Annotated in this window: 13 protein-coding genes; 7 read left to right on the top strand and 6 right to left on the bottom strand. The window is 64.5% G+C overall.

Features of this window, described 5'->3' with window-relative positions; all coding sequences use genetic code 11:
- Positions 1–61 precede the first annotated feature (61 nt).
- The 4 genes from C4S68_RS10130 to C4S68_RS10115 all read left to right on the top strand — a co-directional run bounded on the left by C4S68_RS10130 (position 62) and on the right by C4S68_RS10115 (position 4,869).
- Positions 62–1,597: a lipopolysaccharide biosynthesis protein gene (locus C4S68_RS10130; protein ID WP_103932950.1), complete on the top strand. Its 1,536-nt coding sequence runs from the start codon at positions 62–64 to the stop codon at positions 1,595–1,597.
- A gap of 46 nt (positions 1,598–1,643) precedes the next feature.
- On the top strand, positions 1,644–3,173 hold the full coding sequence (locus tag C4S68_RS10125) for an O-antigen ligase family protein (RefSeq protein WP_103932949.1): 1,530 nt from the start codon (positions 1,644–1,646) through the stop codon (positions 3,171–3,173).
- 183 nt (positions 3,174–3,356) lie between these two features.
- Positions 3,357–3,707, top strand: a complete 351-nt coding sequence (locus C4S68_RS10120) for an L-rhamnose mutarotase (RefSeq protein ID WP_103932948.1) — start codon at positions 3,357–3,359, stop codon at positions 3,705–3,707.
- 100 nt (positions 3,708–3,807) lie between these two features.
- On the top strand, positions 3,808–4,869 hold the full coding sequence (locus tag C4S68_RS10115; protein ID WP_103932947.1) for a LacI family DNA-binding transcriptional regulator: 1,062 nt from the start codon (positions 3,808–3,810) through the stop codon (positions 4,867–4,869).
- Positions 4,870–5,009: 140 nt separating this feature from the next.
- Here C4S68_RS10115 and fucP read toward each other — a convergent pair whose 3' ends face one another.
- Together fucP and C4S68_RS10105 are read right to left on the bottom strand one after the other, a co-directional pair.
- Positions 5,010–6,374 (bottom strand): L-fucose:H+ symporter permease, encoded by a 1,365-nt coding sequence (gene fucP, locus C4S68_RS10110; RefSeq protein WP_235011496.1) that lies wholly within the window; start codon positions 6,372–6,374, stop codon positions 5,010–5,012.
- Between the two features lie 136 nt (positions 6,375–6,510).
- Positions 6,511–7,515 (bottom strand): zinc-binding alcohol dehydrogenase family protein, encoded by a 1,005-nt coding sequence (locus C4S68_RS10105; RefSeq protein WP_235011495.1) that lies wholly within the window; start codon positions 7,513–7,515, stop codon positions 6,511–6,513.
- Between the two features lie 216 nt (positions 7,516–7,731).
- Here C4S68_RS10105 and C4S68_RS10100 point away from each other — a divergent pair, with 216 nt between their 5' ends.
- Both C4S68_RS10100 and C4S68_RS10095 read left to right on the top strand, forming a co-directional pair.
- Entirely contained in the window at positions 7,732–9,048 is a 1,317-nt protein-coding gene (locus C4S68_RS10100) for an aminotransferase family protein (protein WP_103932946.1), read from the top strand.
- Between the two features lie 60 nt (positions 9,049–9,108).
- Positions 9,109–10,380: an MFS transporter gene (locus C4S68_RS10095; protein WP_103932945.1), complete on the top strand. Its 1,272-nt coding sequence runs from the start codon at positions 9,109–9,111 to the stop codon at positions 10,378–10,380.
- An 18-nt stretch (positions 10,381–10,398) separates the two neighbouring features.
- Here the strand turns inward: C4S68_RS10095 and C4S68_RS10090 are convergent, their stop codons facing one another.
- The 4 genes from C4S68_RS10090 to C4S68_RS10075 form a co-directional block, all read right to left on the bottom strand.
- The gene (locus C4S68_RS10090; protein ID WP_103932944.1) at positions 10,399–12,747 is read right to left on the bottom strand and encodes a (Fe-S)-binding protein; all 2,349 of its coding nucleotides are present in this window, start codon (positions 12,745–12,747) and stop codon (positions 10,399–10,401) included.
- Positions 12,748–12,780: 33 nt separating this feature from the next.
- Positions 12,781–13,728, bottom strand: coding sequence for an electron transfer flavoprotein subunit alpha/FixB family protein (locus tag C4S68_RS10085; RefSeq protein WP_103932943.1), 948 nt, complete (start codon positions 13,726–13,728; stop codon positions 12,781–12,783).
- Positions 13,725–14,504: an electron transfer flavoprotein subunit beta/FixA family protein gene (locus C4S68_RS10080; protein WP_103932942.1), complete on the bottom strand. Its 780-nt coding sequence runs from the start codon at positions 14,502–14,504 to the stop codon at positions 13,725–13,727. Before C4S68_RS10080 ends, C4S68_RS10085 begins: the two co-directional genes overlap by 4 nt.
- Before the next feature lie 117 nt (positions 14,505–14,621).
- Positions 14,622–15,392 (bottom strand): enoyl-CoA hydratase, encoded by a 771-nt coding sequence (locus tag C4S68_RS10075; RefSeq protein WP_103932941.1) that lies wholly within the window; start codon positions 15,390–15,392, stop codon positions 14,622–14,624.
- Between the two features lie 89 nt (positions 15,393–15,481).
- On the opposite strand from C4S68_RS10075, the gene C4S68_RS10070 reads away from it, so the two are divergent.
- Positions 15,482–15,928: a cytochrome c gene (locus C4S68_RS10070; RefSeq protein WP_103932940.1), complete on the top strand. Its 447-nt coding sequence runs from the start codon at positions 15,482–15,484 to the stop codon at positions 15,926–15,928.
- Positions 15,929–15,974: the final 46 nt, after the last annotated feature.

The raw sequence follows: 15,974 nt of genomic DNA, 5'->3' as shown, positions 1-15,974 counted from the left end.
CCTCTCTCAGACTCAACGGCGAAGCGTCTCTGGGCTCTGGCCCGCGCCACCGTATCGCTGCATGAGCGTCTCTGATCAAAAGCCGTCTGTAAGGATCCTCCGCAACTCGATCTGGTACGGCCTTGAGACCGTCATCGAGATTGTTGTCTTCTTTGCGAGCAGCATCGCGGTTGCGCGCTACCTCGGCCCGGAAAAGCTCGGCCACTTCAGCTACATCAACTTCTTCGTTGTGGTGCTCACCCAGACTGCGGGGCAGGGCGTCTCTGTCGCCACGCGAAAGTACATGATGGAGTTCATGGCGCAGGGCCGCCTCGGAACGGCGCGCGCTGTGTATCGCCTGGCCTACCGCTATCAGCTCATCGGCGCCATCAGCATATCCACCCTGAGCATCCTCCTGGTGGTTCTCTTTGGCGACCCCTCGTATAAAGCCATGGCCATCATTCTGCTGGCCTCCATCGTCCCGGGCCTCATGTCCTGGGTGCCGGCCCAGGCCAATGCTGCCTTCGAGGATCTCCGGCCCAATACCTTCAGCGCCTTCGGCTACCTCATCAGCTACGCTCTGGTGATCGCGGCAACGATCTACTTCCGCTGGGACCTCATCGGCATTGCCTCCGCGACTCTGGTGGGCCGCACTGTGGAGGTCATCCTCCGCACCGGACCGGTTCGCCGCAGGCTCAGCGTGCTCCCCCTGGACGTTCTGGAGCCCGAGCTCATTCAGCGCATTCGCCGCTTTTCGGTTCAGGGCATCGGGCTTCAACTCCTCACCACCGTGGTGTGGGACCGTTCCGAGCTGATCTTCCTGAAGTACTTCTCCACGGCCGCGCAGATGGCCTTCTACTCGGTCAGCTTCACCTTCACCAGCAACCTGCTGACTGCGGCCCGCGTGCTCTCGGGCGCAGCCTCGATCTCCCTGATGGGAGAGTCCGGGCGCGACTCCGACCGTACCCGTCAGCTGGCATGGAGTACCTGCCGCTTTCTGCTGCTCATGTCGGTCCCCGTCAGCCTGGGCGCCGCCGCTGTCACCTTCTCCGGGATCCAGATGGCATACGGCGGGCGTTATCTGCCGGCGGTCCCCGTGCTCATCACTGCCGTGCTCCTGGGGATTCCCCGCATCTTCCAAGGGGTACCCGAGACCCTGCTGCGAAGCGCCGACCGCCAGGACGTGATCATCTACTGGTATTGCGTCACGGCCGTCTTCAACGGCCTGGTCGACTGGATCCTGATTCCGCGCTATGCAGCTCTGGGCGCTGCCTGGGGCAACGGCCTCGGACAGGCCTTCGGGGTGGTCGTCATCTGGATGGCCTGCTCGCGGGTGATCCGGCTCAACTTCCCCTGGATGGCCGCCCTCCGGATTGGCGGCGCGAGCGTCGTCATGGCTGCCCTCGCATACTTCATCAGCCATCACGTACCGGGCGCGCCTGGGTTCTTCCTCGCGGTCCTCAGTGGATGCGTCATCTACCCGGTCTTGCTGAGGCTGTTTCGCGCGCTCGAGCCTCACGATCGCGAGCGTCTTGCTCTCATCGGGAACCGGCTGCCACGTGCCATCACCCCTGCCTTTGAGGCCGTCATCGCCTTCATGACACCCGCTTCCGCCTAGTCAAACCCAGAAAAGGATCGCGAATCTCTCGCGCTAAACTCATCGCATGGGCTTCATCGTCACCCAGCTTTTCCTCGGAGCCGCGCTCCTGTCGCCCGCGGCCTTCGGCCTCACCGGCGATGAGCTGCGACTCCCTCTGATCCTTGCGCTGATCGCGCTTGCCGTCGGAGTGTTCTACCTGCCGGGGTCACAGGCCTTCCGCCATCAACAGGCCTACCTCATCATCATCTGGTCGATGATTGCCTGCGTCTCGCTGATCCCCGTCTACATCACGGGTGCCCTGGAAGCGTTTCGCGGCCTCCTGCCGTTCATCGTGGGCAGCATCCTGATCGTCGTCACCTGCCGCAAGCTTAGCTACCTCACGGGAATGGCCTACTTCCTTTGGGCGATCGCCGGCTTCATCGTTCTGCAGGGCATCCTGCAGGAGCACGCCGGAGTCATTGGCCAGTACGTCATGATGGAGAACGTCTCGGAGAATATTGGCGGCGGCACGCTCGTCGCACAGACCTTGCGCATTCGCGGACTCGGGGTCATCCAGGATCCCAACGACTTCGGGCAGCTCCTCGTCTGCACACTCCCCCTGCTCTGGCTCCGTTGGAAGCCCCGCTCGCACATCTTCAACTTCCTGTTTACCCTCCTGCCGGCGGCGTATCTGATCTACGGCATTTACCTCACGCGCTCACGCGGAACACTGGTCGCCCTGCTCGCGGTCGTCATCTTCGCCTTCAAGGATCGCCTGAGCATCTTTGGGTCGGCGATCCTTGGTGTCGGGGCGCTCGCTGGGTTGCTCGCGACGGGCGTCACGGGCGGCCGCGGTATCTCGGAAGACGACGGCTCCCGCGTAGCCCTCTGGGCCCAGAGCATCAGCGCCTTCCGGCGCAGCCCTTTCATCGGAATCGGTCTGTGGCAGACCACCGAGATCACCGACACCCACCAGACCGCACACAACTCCTACATCCTGTCGTTTACCGAGACCGGGGTTCTCGGCTACTTCTTCTTCGTCGCGCTTCTCCTCTCATGCTGGTTTGCGCTGACCAAGATGATGGAAGGCCGCGAGGCGCGAAAGAAGCTGGCGCGCGAGGAAGAGGTGACGACGAAGGCCCCCTGGGCCATGCTGCCCTCCGAGAAGCCGGCTCCGGGAATGCCTGTCCCCACACTCGCGGTTGCCGGGCCTGCGATTCCCGCGTCGCAGCGCTTTCTTCCCGGCTCTCGAAACGCGATGCGCGCGCCCGTGCTGACCTATGAAGAGCGCATGGCGGCGTTCGAAAGCAGTCAGGCAGCCGTCCCGGTGGGCCTCCGCTCCTCCCTCGACGTGCCTTCGTCGCCACAGCAGTTCGAACATGCGGCCTTCTGCATTCGACTCACCATGGTGGGCCTGCTGACTTCGTGCATGTTCCTCTCCCGCACCTACTCGCTCGTGCTTTACATCGTGGTCGGCATGGTGGCCGCTCTCGTGGCCGTGAATCCGGAGCCCGTGAGCATGCCGCTCAAGAAGCTCTTCCGTACGACTCCCGTGTGGGTCGTGGGCTCCATCGCCTTGCTCTACGTAGCGATCCGTGTGCGCGGAGTCCGCTGAGCGGGCCAGCCGCCCGAAGCTCTGCTCATCCGCCCGGAACTGCGCCACAGGGGCGTTGCTAAACGGAACCTTTAGCGGTTACTCTGGACGCTCTCCCGGGCGCTTCCATGCCCGGGACTGGCACTTCCCCGCCCGCGGGATCAGGTCGACCCGCGGACGAGGCTATCCCCGGAATCGGAACGCATGAATCGCTATTGCATGGCGCTTGACCTCAAGGACGACCCCGAACTCATCACCGAGTACCGTCGCTATCACGCGAACGTTTGGCCGGAGATCCGGCAGAGTATCCTCGCGGCCGGGATCCACTCGATGGAGATCTACCTCACGGGCAACCGGCTCTTCATGATCATGGAGACCGAGGACAACTTTAGCTTCGAGCGCAAAGCCGCGATGGATGCAGGAAGCCCCGCCGTGCAGCGCTGGGAGGAGCTGATGTGGCAGTTTCAGCAGGCGCTGCCCGGCAGTGAGCCCGGCGTGAAGTGGCGGCCGATGGATCTCATCTTCCACCTCGAACAGCAGCCGGTCCTCAGCTGAGCCACCTCCCCGCAGAAATATCAGAGGGTGCGAAATCGGCAGGCAAACCGCACTCCGGAACACCGCGCGGCCACGGCAATCGATTGTGTATAGTGGCCGCATGGCAGTGAAGATGAAGGACATCGCGGACGACCTGGGCATCTCCCTGGTCACCGTCTCCAAGGCCCTCCGCAATCATCCTGACATCAGCCTCAAGACCCGTGAACGCGTCGCCGCACGGGTTCAGGAGCTGGGGTACCGGCCGAATCTCGCAGCGCGTTCGCTGGTCACGGGCCGGTCCATGCTGGTCGGCTTCGTCGTGCCGGACCTGATGCACCCCTTCTTCGCGGACGTCGCAAAGGGCCTCTCCGCTGTGCTGCGCGAGAAGGGCTACTTCGTCATCATCTCTTCGTCGGAAGAGGACCCCGAACTGGAGTGCAAAGAGATCGAGCACATGATGGCGCACCGCCTCGACGCGCTCGTCGTGGCCAGCTCACAGAGCTCCGCCGAGGCTCTCGCGCCGATCCAGCAAAGCGGCACCCCACTCATCCTGCTCGATCGCTACTTCGACAACTTCGAGGCCCACTTTGTCGGTTCCGACGACTACAACGCCGGCAAGATCGCCACCGAGCACCTCATCGAGATCGGCTGCAAGCGCATCGCGCACATCCAGGGCCCCGATACCAGCCCCGGCAGCCGCCGGCTCAAGGGGTTTCTCGATACCATGCGCAAGCATGGGCTGGAAGTGCCTCCCGAATACATCATCAAGGCCGGCAGCGGCGACGTCGAAGGCGATGAGCACGGCATCCAGGCCCTGCGCACGCTCCAATCGCTCAAGCGTCCACCCGATGGCATCTTCTGCTTCAACGACGTCATCGCCTCCGGTGTAATCCTCGAGGCTGTAGCCCAGGGTATCGACGTGCCGAAGACGCTTGCCGTCATAGGCTGCGGCAATCTGCACTCGAACCGCCTGATCCGTGTGCCGCTCTCGAGTGTCGACCAGCGCAGCAACGAGATCGGTCGCCGCGCGGCGAAGCTGATCCTCGATATCGTGCAGGCGCCTGAAGGCACAAAGCCCGCCGGGACGAAGCGTGTGGTGCTGCAGGGCGGCCTCGTGGTGCGTGCTTCGACGGACCGTGGAGGGATCTCCAGCAGGCCCGGTAAGAAAATCGGGAAGGGCTAGAGCATTTTCCCTGCAGGTGTAGTCCAGTTCCTCGATCATCAGGGGCGTCTTCCCCAATGAAAACGCCACTGCACGCCGTGGTCGGTTACCCATCAACAGGGGAAATGCTCGAAAGAGCCTCAGAACAAGTCCCGCGCTCCCTACGGATAGAGCGGCGTGTTGGCCACGGTATCGGCTCCCACCGGTGGCGAGAGGCGCGGCGCCATCAACGCGTACACTGCCACCACAACATAGCCAATCCCCGGCAGCACATAGCCCAGCGCCAGGCTGCCGAGCTCCTTGCCAATCCAGCTCAGCAGCGGAGGGAAGACCGCGCCGCCAAGGATCGCCATCACCAGGAAGCTTCCGGCGATCTTCGTGTCTTCGCCGAGCCCCTTGACGCCCAGCGCGAAGATCGTCGGGAACATCACGGACATGAAGAAGCTGGTGGCCAGCAGCGCAATGCTCCCGGTCATCCCCGGATCAAACATACCCACAGCGATCAGCCCACAGTTGATCACCGCGTAAATCGCGATCAGCCGCGAGGGCGCGATCCATCGCATCAATGGCACGGAGACGATGCGGCCGACCATCAGCGCGATCAGCGTCCCCGTGAGGAAGTAGCCCGAGCCCTTATCGCTCAGCGTGGTGTATCGGCGCAGGTAGAAGATCAGGTTGCTCCACGTGCTGATCTGCGCACCCACGTAGAAGAACTGCGCGACCACGGCGAACATCAGCCCTTTGTTGCGGAGCAGCCTTCCATACGCGCCGGCGCTCGCCTTGTCCTGCGTCGTGTCGACGAGCAACTTCTCATCCAGGCTGGCGGGGAACTTCGCCCGAGCGATGAATACCGCCAGCAACAGCACAGCGCAGCCCATGGCCACGTACGTTGGCACCACGCGCATCGTCTCGCCGTGCAGGTAAGCCGTGTAGGTCCCCTGCGCCTTCATCGCCGCAACCTCCGCTGGCGTCTTGTCCACACCGGAGAAGATGAACCACGTGCCGATCAGCACGCCGGCCACGGTGCCGGGAGGGTTGAACGCCTGCGAGAAGTTCAGCCTGCGCTCGCTCGTCGCCGAGTCGCCAAACTGTGCGATGAGAGGATTCGCCGCTGTTTCCAGAAATGCCTGGCCGCATCCCGTAACGAACAACGCGATGAGGAACGGCGTGTAGCGTCCCACCGCCGCAGCCGGCAGGAAGGACAATGTCCCAACCCCGAAGGTGACGAGGCCTACGACGAGCCCCACCTTGTACCCAAAACGCCGCAGCAGTAACGCAGCGGGCGTGGCCATGACGAAGTACGCGGCAAAGATCGCCGTCTGCACCAGCTGCGCTTCCACGTTCGAAAGCTCGAACGATTTGCGGAACTGCTGCACCAGGATGTCCGTGAGGTTGTTCGACATCCCCCAGACGAAGAAGATCGACGTCGTCAGCAGGAACGCGGCCAGATGGCTGGCCGGAAACAGGGAACCCGAGGACGTACTCCGCGCCTTCGCGCCGGAGCCGTGAAAGGTTGGCATGCTCATGAAGGGTGCATCCTTTGGCCTAGCCGTTATACAACGTCTCGCGCAGGCTGCTCCATGAAGATGCCTGTATCGCAGGTCAAAATCTTATTTCACCGTTGAAAGATTTGTCATCAATCTTCGCGAGGCAGACGTCAACCTATGGGAACGCGACCATGATCTTGGTGTACTTGTGCGGATGCGCGCTCCAGTCGGCGAGGTACTCTGCTGCCTGCTCCAGCGGCACCACCGCGCTGATCGCATCCTCCACCGGAAAGTGCCCTGCCTCCAGAAGCCGGATCACCTCGCGGAAGTCCTCCGGCAGTGCATTCCGGCTGCCCAGGATGTCGAGCTCCTTCTGCACGAAGAGCCGCGTCTCGTAGCTCACGGGCTCCTTGGCATAGCCGATGTACACAACGCGCCCGGCAAACGCCACCTCCTCCACCGCAGCGCGGAAGGTCTGCGGCAGTCCGATGGCCTCAATCATCACGTCCGGGCCGTAACCACCGGTGATCTCCGTCAGCCGCTCGTGCAGGTCTTCGTCCTTGCTGTGGATCAGGTGCTTCGCTCCGGCCTTGCGGGCCACCTCCAGCTTCTTGTCGTCCATGTCGATGGCGATGGTCTCCGCCCCACGGAACGCCGAACCCGCAATAGCGCCGAGCCCCACGCCGCCACAGCCAAAGACGGCCACCTTGTCCTGTTCCGTCACGCGACCGCGAGCCACAGCATGCATGCCCACCGTCAGCGGCTCGACCAGTGCCAGCTCGCGTGGCGCAAGGTTTGCCGTATAGATCTTCTCCCGCGGCATGCGCAGGTACTCGCGCATCGCGCCTTCACGCTGCACGCCCAGCGTCTGGTTGCTCTTGCAGGCGTTCGGCCGGCCCTTCAGGCAGCTGGAACACAGCCCGCAACTCGTGTACGGCGACAAGGTCACCTTGGTGCCTGCCGGAAGATCATCGGCGCCTTCCACGACGACCGCTGCAATCTCGTGCCCCGGGACCCGTGGGAAGGTCAGCATCGCATTCGCCCCGCGGAAGCTCGAAAGGTCCGTCCCGCACATACCCACGAGCTCGATCTTCAGCAGCACATCGCCCTGCTCCGGCTCCTGGCCAGGAACCTCCACGACCGCGGCCTCACCCGGCCCCTGCAGTTGAAACGCCCTCAATTCGGCTCCCCTGGAGCGCCTGAGCTTTAGCGCTACCTGTACGCGTAACTGCGACTCACCATATTTCCCCTGCCCCGCCTCTGTCAAAGGTTCCGGGGCGCGCGCGGGATCGCCCGCCTTGTGGCGGCTTCCGCAGGCCCATAGACTTGAGCTGTCGAGCCACAAGAGGCCGTTCCTGCCGCGCCTCACTCCCAATCCACTCCAAAGGCTTCTCCCATGAGCACCGCGACCCTTCCCGAGCCCCTCGCTTCGCAAAACGATCCGTCGCATGCCGCCCACCCCAGTCCCCTGTGGCACGCCTTCGCAGACATGAGCAAGGTGCCGGAGACTCGCGTGGTGCTCGAACGCGGGCAGGGCGTCTGGATCTGGGATACGGAAGGCCGCCGATACCTGGACTCCACCGCGGGCCTCTGGTACTGCGCCCTGGGGTGGGGCCGCGAGGAGCTCGCCGAGGCCGCTGCCGCGCAGATGCGCAAGCTCGCCACATATTCCACCTTCGGCGACATGACCACCAACACCACGCTGGAGCTCGCCGAGCGCGTGGCCTCGCTGAGCCCCATGCCCAACACCGCCGTCTTCCTCACCAGCGGCGGCTCGGAGTCCATCGACACGGCGGCCAAGATCGTGCGCCGCTACTGGAACGTCCTTGGCAGGCCCGAGAAGCGCGTCATCGTGAGCCGGGGCATGGCGTACCACGGCATCGCAGGCTTCGGTACCTCGATCGCCGGCATCCCCGCCAACCGAGAGGGCTACGGCCCGCTGATCGAGGACGTGCACGTCGTCGCGGCCGACAGCACGCAGGAGCTCGAGAAGCTCTTCGCCGAGCGCGGTCACGAGATCGCCGCGTTCTTCGGTGAGCCCGTCCGTGGAGCCGGTGGCGTCTATCCCCCCGTCGCAGGCTACTGGCCCGAAGTCGAGCGCCTATGTCGTCAGTACGACGTGCTGCTGGTCTGCGATGAGGTCATCACCGGCTTCGGCCGTCTCGGCGCCTGGTTTGGCAGCGCGCACTACGGCATCCAGCCGGACATCATCACGGGCGCCAAGGCGGTCACCTCCGGCTATCAGCCGCTGGGTGTTGTCCTCTGCAACGAGCGCGTGCAGGAGCCCTTCTACAGCGGCAAGGCCGGCGTGCTGCGCCACGGCTATACCTACTCCGGCCACGCCACGGCCTGCGCCGTCGGCCTCAGGAACCTCGAGATCATGGAGACCGAGCGCGTCCTCGAGCGCGGAGCGGAAGCGGCAAAGGCCATGGTCGAACTCTTCGAGCCACTTCGCCGCCACTCCATGGTCAAGCAGGTTCGCACCGAAGGCCTGCTCGCCGGAATCGAGATCTGCGAGGACGCCCGCAAGCGCGTCCCCAACGTCGTCGACCAGGTGCTGTGGCAGGCCCGCAAGAACGAGGTGATGACCCGCAACATGCTCGGTCATTCCCTGCAGTTCTCGCCCGCGTTCATCATCACGCAGGAAGAGCTTCGCTTTTACGTCGAGCGTATGCTGACCAGCCTGGACGCAGTCGCCGCCCGCATCGCCTAACAGCTCCAAACCCGGGTTCCCGCACCAACCCACACGGCTGCCGTGCATACTGGTCGATGCATGGCCACAGTCACCAGCCCACGTTACAAGGTCGCGCCCCGCACGGCGCTGGCGTTGCTGCTGCTCGTCTTCGCCGGCTGCCTGAACTATGTCGACCGCGTCTCGCTCTCCATCGCTCACGGCCCTGTGAAGACCATGCTGGGCGTCAGCGAAACGCGCATGGGTGGGCTGATGTCCATCTTCTCCATCGCGTATGGGCTGGCGCAGCTCCCGGTCGGTCCACTCTCTGACCGCTTCGGCACGCGCCGCGTGCTGGGCGCCGGGCTCACGTTATGGTCCTTCGCGCAGCTGCTGGTCGCGCGTGTGCATTCGCTCTTCGGCTTTATGGGCCTGCGCGTCATCCTCGGTGTGGGTGAGGCTCCATACTACCCGGCGTCCATCCAGCTCATCCATTCCGAGTTGGCCGCTTCGCTGCGTGCTCGCGCTCTCGCGCTCGTCAACAGCTCTGCGATGGTCGGCCAGGCGATCGCACCGCCGTTGCTCACGGTCATCATGCTGCATTACGGCTGGCGGCCCATGTTCGCGATCACCGGCGCTGTGGGTCTCGTGCTCTCGCTCATCTGGTTCCTGCTGCTGCGCGATCGCAGCGGCAGCCCGCCGGTCGAGGATGGATACGTGGCTCCGCGCGCCACGCCTCTCTCGCTGGGGCAATGGGCGCGCTTCTTCTCCGACCCCGTCATCTGGCTGATGATGAGTGGCTTTGCCGGCGTCAACTACACAGCCTGGTTCTACATCGCGTGGCTGCCGAGCTACCTCGAGAATGGCCGTGGCATCAGCGTCGCCCACACCGGCTGGCTCGCCGCACTTCCCTACCTCGCGGCCACCGTCGGCATGCACACCGATGGCTGGCTCGCCGATCGCCTCGTGCGCGGCGGTGCTCCTGCGCCGCGGGTGCACGTTACCTTCGCCATGGGCGGCCTCTTTGCCTCAGCCGTCATGACGTTGCTCGTCCCGCACGTCCGCAGCCACGTCGACGCCATCGCACTCATCATGATTGCGATGTTCTTCCTGCAGTTCGCCGGAAACTCAGCCTGGGGATACGCGCAGTCCGTGAGCCCCCAGCCCATCGTCGCGACAGTCTCTTCGATCCAGAATTTCGGCAGCCAGGTCTTCGGCAGCCTCGCTCCGTTGCTTACCGGAGCCATCCTCGACTACACGCACAGCTTCAATGCCGCCTTCGGTCTGTGCGGCTGCATCACGGCGATGGGCGGCCTCTGCTACCTGTACCTGTGGCGCACACGTGTCGTCGCGGTCCACACGCCGAGAGCCTAGCAAGAAGAAGTCCCAGGGCTATTTCCTGGGCGTCCACTTCTTGCGTTCCGGTACCGTCGGCGTTGGAGCTTCTACCGTGGCTTCGGTCTCCACTCGCGTCGAATCGATAGAGGGCGTCGTTGCAGCGATTGGAGTCATCGGCGTAGTTTGCGATGCCGCTGCATTGAGCTTCGGTTGCCACTTGGCGCGTGCAACAGGAGCTGGCGGCGGCTCCTCACGCACGACAGCCGCTTCAATCGGGGCAACCGCAGAAATCTCCCCAGACGTCGGCACAGCGGCCTCTACGCTCTCAGAGGACAGCGCGGCCACGCTCTCATCGCCGCTCGACGAAGCCCGCATTTCGATTGCCGGCCCGACCGCCTCCCACAACAACTCGGCCACATCGCGAACCTGCATTACCTCGCCCGGCGCGCTCGTCAACATGCTCTTGCAGAAGGGGCAACCGACTGCCAGCGTGGCCTCTCCGCCATCGTCCCGAAGCACTTCAGCGGCCTCCCGCAGACGGTTTGCCGCGATGGGCTCATCGCCGGGCTCTTCCTCCTTCCAGAACTGTGCTCCGCCGGCACCGCAGCAGAAGGATTGTTCCCGCGACCGCGGCAACTCCCGCACATCGTCCGAAAGCACATGCAGCACGTTGCGCGGAGCTTCGTAAACCCCGTTATGCCGCCCCAGATAACAAGGATCATGAAACGCCACCGGAGCTCCTGTTGCACGTGGCCTCAGGCGACCCTCCGCCACCAGCGAAGCAAGCAGCTCCGTGTGATGCACCACCTCGTAGTCGCCGCCAAGCTGGCGATACTCCTGGCCCAGGGAGTTCAGGCAATGTGGGCACGTCACCACGATGCGCCGGGTCTTCACCGCATCGAGCGTCCGAACGTTCTCCGTGGCCAATTGCTGGTAGAGGTATTCGTTGCCCGCGCGCCGCGCCGGATCACCGGTGCAGCACTCGCGTTTACCCAGCACGGCAAACTCCACACCAGCCAATGTCAGCAGTTGTACAAACGCCCGCGCTGTCTTCTGCGCCTGCGGATCGTAGCTCGCGGCGCAGCCCACCCAGTACAGCAGCTCCGCTTCGGGCTTCTGCTCAAGCGTTGGCACATCAAGCCCGCGTGCCCAGTCCATGCGCTGCTCGCGAGCGATGCCCCACGGATTGCCTGCGCGCTCCATGCCACGAAACGCGCCTTGCAGCTGTTGAGGGAACTCGCCCGCCATCATCACCTGCTGCCTCCGCACATCGATGATGTCGAACAGCGGCTCATCGCCAACAGGACACGCTTTGATGCAGGCGCCGCAGGTGGTGCACGCCCACGCGGCCTCCGGCGACAACGCGAACCGCAGCAGCGGTCGCGGACTCATGCCGCCCTGCTCGAATCCAACGCCCGCGCGAGCCAGCGTGTTCAACTCCATGCGTTTGTTGATCTCAAGCGCCGCCGGACTCAGAGCCTTGCCTGTCGCCGTTGCGGGGCATGCATCCTGGCAGCGATTGCACTGGATGCACGCATACGCATCGAGAAGCCGCGGCCATGCGAGATCCTCAAGACGCTCCGCCCCGAACCGAAGCTCGCTCTCACTACCGGGTGCGAGGTCCATCGCCGGCAGCACACCGCTGCGCTCCTCACGTGCGACCGCATACTTCAACGGAGCCATCAGCAGATGCAGATGCTTGCTGTACGGAAAATACACCAGGAATGCCAGCACACTCCCCAGCGCCAGCCAGTATCCCGTCACCGCGAGATCCTGCGCACGCGCAGCAGGAATGAAGCGCGCGATCAGCGAAGCAAACGGCTGGCATACGTCACCTCCGTCGATGACAAGCTTCGCTCCCGCACTCAGCGCGCGGCCCCCAACGTGAACAAGGATGAACGCTGACACCATCAGCGAGTCGCGACTCACCGCGCCATCGCGCAGATCCTTGTGCAGCATCGTGCGCGGGTTGAAGCGAAAGTCTCTCCGCGAGGCAAGCGCAAACCGCCGGAACACGAGAGCACAGACACCGATCAGCACGAGCGCGCTGAGCAGGTCGGCGATCAGGTTGTACGCCGCTCCCCACGCACTCGCGGACGAGATGCGCCACGCGCTAAACCCTTCCACAGCGTCGACCGCATTCACCGCGAGATAAACAACGAAGCCGTAGAAGATCAGAGCGTGGAAGAACGAGACCCACGGCCTCCTCTTGAAGGTTCGTTGCTGCGTCAGCGTCAGCCACAGCGCCGCACCGATGCGCTGCGGCATGCCTGTCAACCTCGTATCGGTATCGCGTTGTCCTCGCCGGATGCGCCGATAGAGCCGCAGAAATCCTCGCGTCGCGGCCGCAAGGCACACGACCGCGAAGAGTAGAAACAGCGCGCTCTGAATCGGCGACAACATCGTTGCTCCTCTCGCAGGAACACCCTCGCGGGATCAGCCTATCGCACTCTTCAGCGCTTCGACGATCGCATCGCAGTCGCCCACAATGCCGTAGTCCGCGACGGTGAAGATCGGCGCGTCCGCATCCTTGTTGATCGCCACGATCGTCTGGCTCTTGTTCATGCCGCTCAGGTGCTGCACCGCGCCGGAGATCCCGATCGCGAGGTAGAGCCTGGGCTGCACCGTCACCCCGGTCTGCCCCACCTGCTCCGCATACGGCCGCCAGCCTGCGTCAACAACCGCGCGTGTCGCTCCAACCGCCGCACCCAGCTTATCCGCGAGGCCAACAACGATGCGCTCGAAGCCCTCCGCACTGCCGGTGCCGCGCCCGCCGGCAACGACGATCTCCGCCTCACCCAGCGGCAACCGCCCGGCATTCGCAGGCTGCGCCCCGGTCACAATCAGCCTCCGCTCCGGGAGCTCGAGATCCACATCGAACTGTTCCCCCGGTGCGCCCAGGGCTTCCGCAGGAGCAAAGGCGCCGGGAAGAACCGTAGCGACGACAACCGCTGCGTTGCTCTCCACCGTCTCCGTCACTCTGCTCAAAAAGCTGTAACGCTCTCCGCGAACCACGCCGCCCTCAAACGTCAGGCAAGCCGCGCCTTCGATCAACGGCGCCTCCAGCTTCACCGCGACGCGCGGCGAGTACTCGCGGCCACTGCGGCTTGCTGCAATCAGCACCAGCGCCACCTCGCCCTCGCGCGCGATCTGCGCGACAGCAGCGGCCCACAGCTCCGCGTCGTATGTCGCAAGCTCCGGGCGGTCCGCCACCAGCACCTGCCCCACGAGTGTCGCGGCCTCTGTCGCTATAGCCGCCACGTCGCTTCCCAGCACCAGCGCGGCGACAGGTCCTTCCACCCCGCACGAGCGTGCTGCCGTAACCAGCTCGCGAGCCGACTTACCGATCCTGCCGTTCCCATGCTCGACGACGACCAGGATCATGCGAGCACCTTCGCATCCTCGCGCAACGCGCGCAAAAGCTCGTCGGCAGCGGCCTTCGCATCACTGCCTGGGATCAATCGATGCAGTCGTTCGCGGTGCTGCAGCTCCTGTTTCACCAGCCGAACCTGCGGCGCTACGTCGAAGCCCGCAAGCACTTCCATTCGAAGCTCCTTCTTTCGCGCCTTCATGATGTTGGGCAGTGTGGGATAGCGCGGCTCGTTCAAGCCCTGCTGCGCCGTCACGACAGCGGGCAACGGGAGCCGGAAATCCTGCTGTCCATCGTCGACGTCATGCCTTCCAGCCAGCGTTCTTCCCTCGCATGTCAGGGCTGTCACCCACGTGGCTTGCGCCCAGCCCAGCCGTTCGGCCACCGCCGCGCCCAGCGCCTGGCTGTCGGAGTCGGCCTGCTGCGCCCCGCACAACACCAGGTCAGCCCGCTCTCTCTTCGCAACCTCGGCGATCACCTTGCTCGTCGCAACAACGTCTCGCGCAAGATCGATGGCGCCGCTATCGACCAGCACCGCGCGATCGGCGCCGAGCGCCAGCGCGTTGCGCAGCGCGGCCTCCACACGCGACGGACCCACACCCAGCACGATGACCTCAACCGCCGTGTCACCGCCCGCGCCCGCCTCGCGGAGTCGCAACGCCTCCTCCACGCCATACTCATCCATCGTGTCCAGGACGAGCTTGCTTGCCCCGAGGTCCACGCCGCCTTCGGCAACCTTCAGCCGCTCCTCCGCCCCAGGGACCTGCGCGACAATCGCGAGTATCCGCATCCTTCCGCTCCCCACCCCAACATCACGCAAACGCGTCCGATGGAACTCTACCGCGATGACCGTTCCACGCGCGAATCGCGCTTTGGGCCCTGGCGATTGTCGTACCGGCGGGTTGCGCTACCGATGCTTCCACACCGGAGCACGCTTCTCCACAAAGGCCGTCATGCCCTCGGTCCGGTCTTCCGTCGCGAAGGCCGACTGAAACAGCCTGCGCTCAAACAGGAGACCTTCATGCAGCGGCGTCTCGAAGCTCCGGTTCACCGCCTCCTTCATCATCAGCACAGCCTGCAACGGCATGGCGGCGATGGCCTCTGCGAGCTTCATCGTCTCGGCTTCAAGCTCTCCAGCGGGTACAACGCGCGTCGCAAGCCCCAGTCGCTCTGCCTCGGCCGCGTCCATCATGCGACCGGTCAGGAACAGCTCCATAGCTCGCGATTTGCCAATCAGCCGCGTCAGCCGCTGCGTCGCACCCATGCCGGGGATCACACCCAGCTTAATCTCCGGCTGCCCGAACTTCGCGGTGTCGGCGGCCAGCACGATGTCGCACATCATCGCGACTTCGCAACCGCCGCCCAGCGCATAACCGGCCACTGCGGCGATCACCGGCTTGCGCACGCGGGTCATCGCGTCCCAGCCCCCGATCCAATCCGTGCCGAACATCTCCGCGAAGCTCTGCGGCTGCATCTCGCGAATGTCCGCGCCTGCTGCAAAGGCCTTCGCGGAGCCGGTAAGTACGCTGCATCCAATTGCTTCATCGCGATCCAGCTCCAGCAGCGTCGCCGTCACCTCCAGCATCACCTGCTCGTTCAGCGCATTCAGCGCCTGGGGGCGGTTCAGCGTGATCCACGCCACACGCCCACGGCGTTCAAGGACAATCGTCTCTGCCATCGGAACCTCCTCGCGCCGCCTCGCGCGATCGCACGCACGATGGTAGCAACTGTGGGGCCGGCCGGGGACTCGGCTAAGATGGATGCATCATGAAGCCAGCCTCCGGTTCCCTCCCCGTGCTCGCCGTGCTGCTCGCGGTCGTCTCGTCCCTGCCCGCGGCTGCGTCTGCACCCGCCGCCGCGCCGACAACGGCTGCCAGCGCTCACCTCGTCGCCATGCTCCGCTCCGGAGCCCAAACGGCCCCCGCAGCTCCCGCCAAGGGAAAGACCTCCTACGTCCTGCCCGATGGCCCCGGCAAGGAGCCCGCCGAGCGCATCTGCGGCGCCTGCCACTCGCCCAGCGTCTTCACCAAGCAGCGGCACGACGAAGCCGGGTGGACCACCATCGTCAACCAGATGATCGCCAAGGGCGCAGATGGCAGCGACGACGACTTCGCGAAGATCCTCGCCTACCTGACCTCCAACTTCGGCCCCAACGTTCCGTTGCCCTCGAGCCCGGCGCCTGCTGCAGCTCCACCGCCGCCTGCATCGCGCTAAACGCACGAAGGGCCGTCGGCTCTCCGAATCCCACAACATGACCTCA

Source organism: Bryocella elongata (assembly GCF_900108185.1).
GTDB lineage: Bacteria > Acidobacteriota > Terriglobia > Terriglobales > Acidobacteriaceae > Granulicella > Granulicella elongata.
This window is presented reverse-complemented; position numbering and strand designations above follow the sequence as displayed.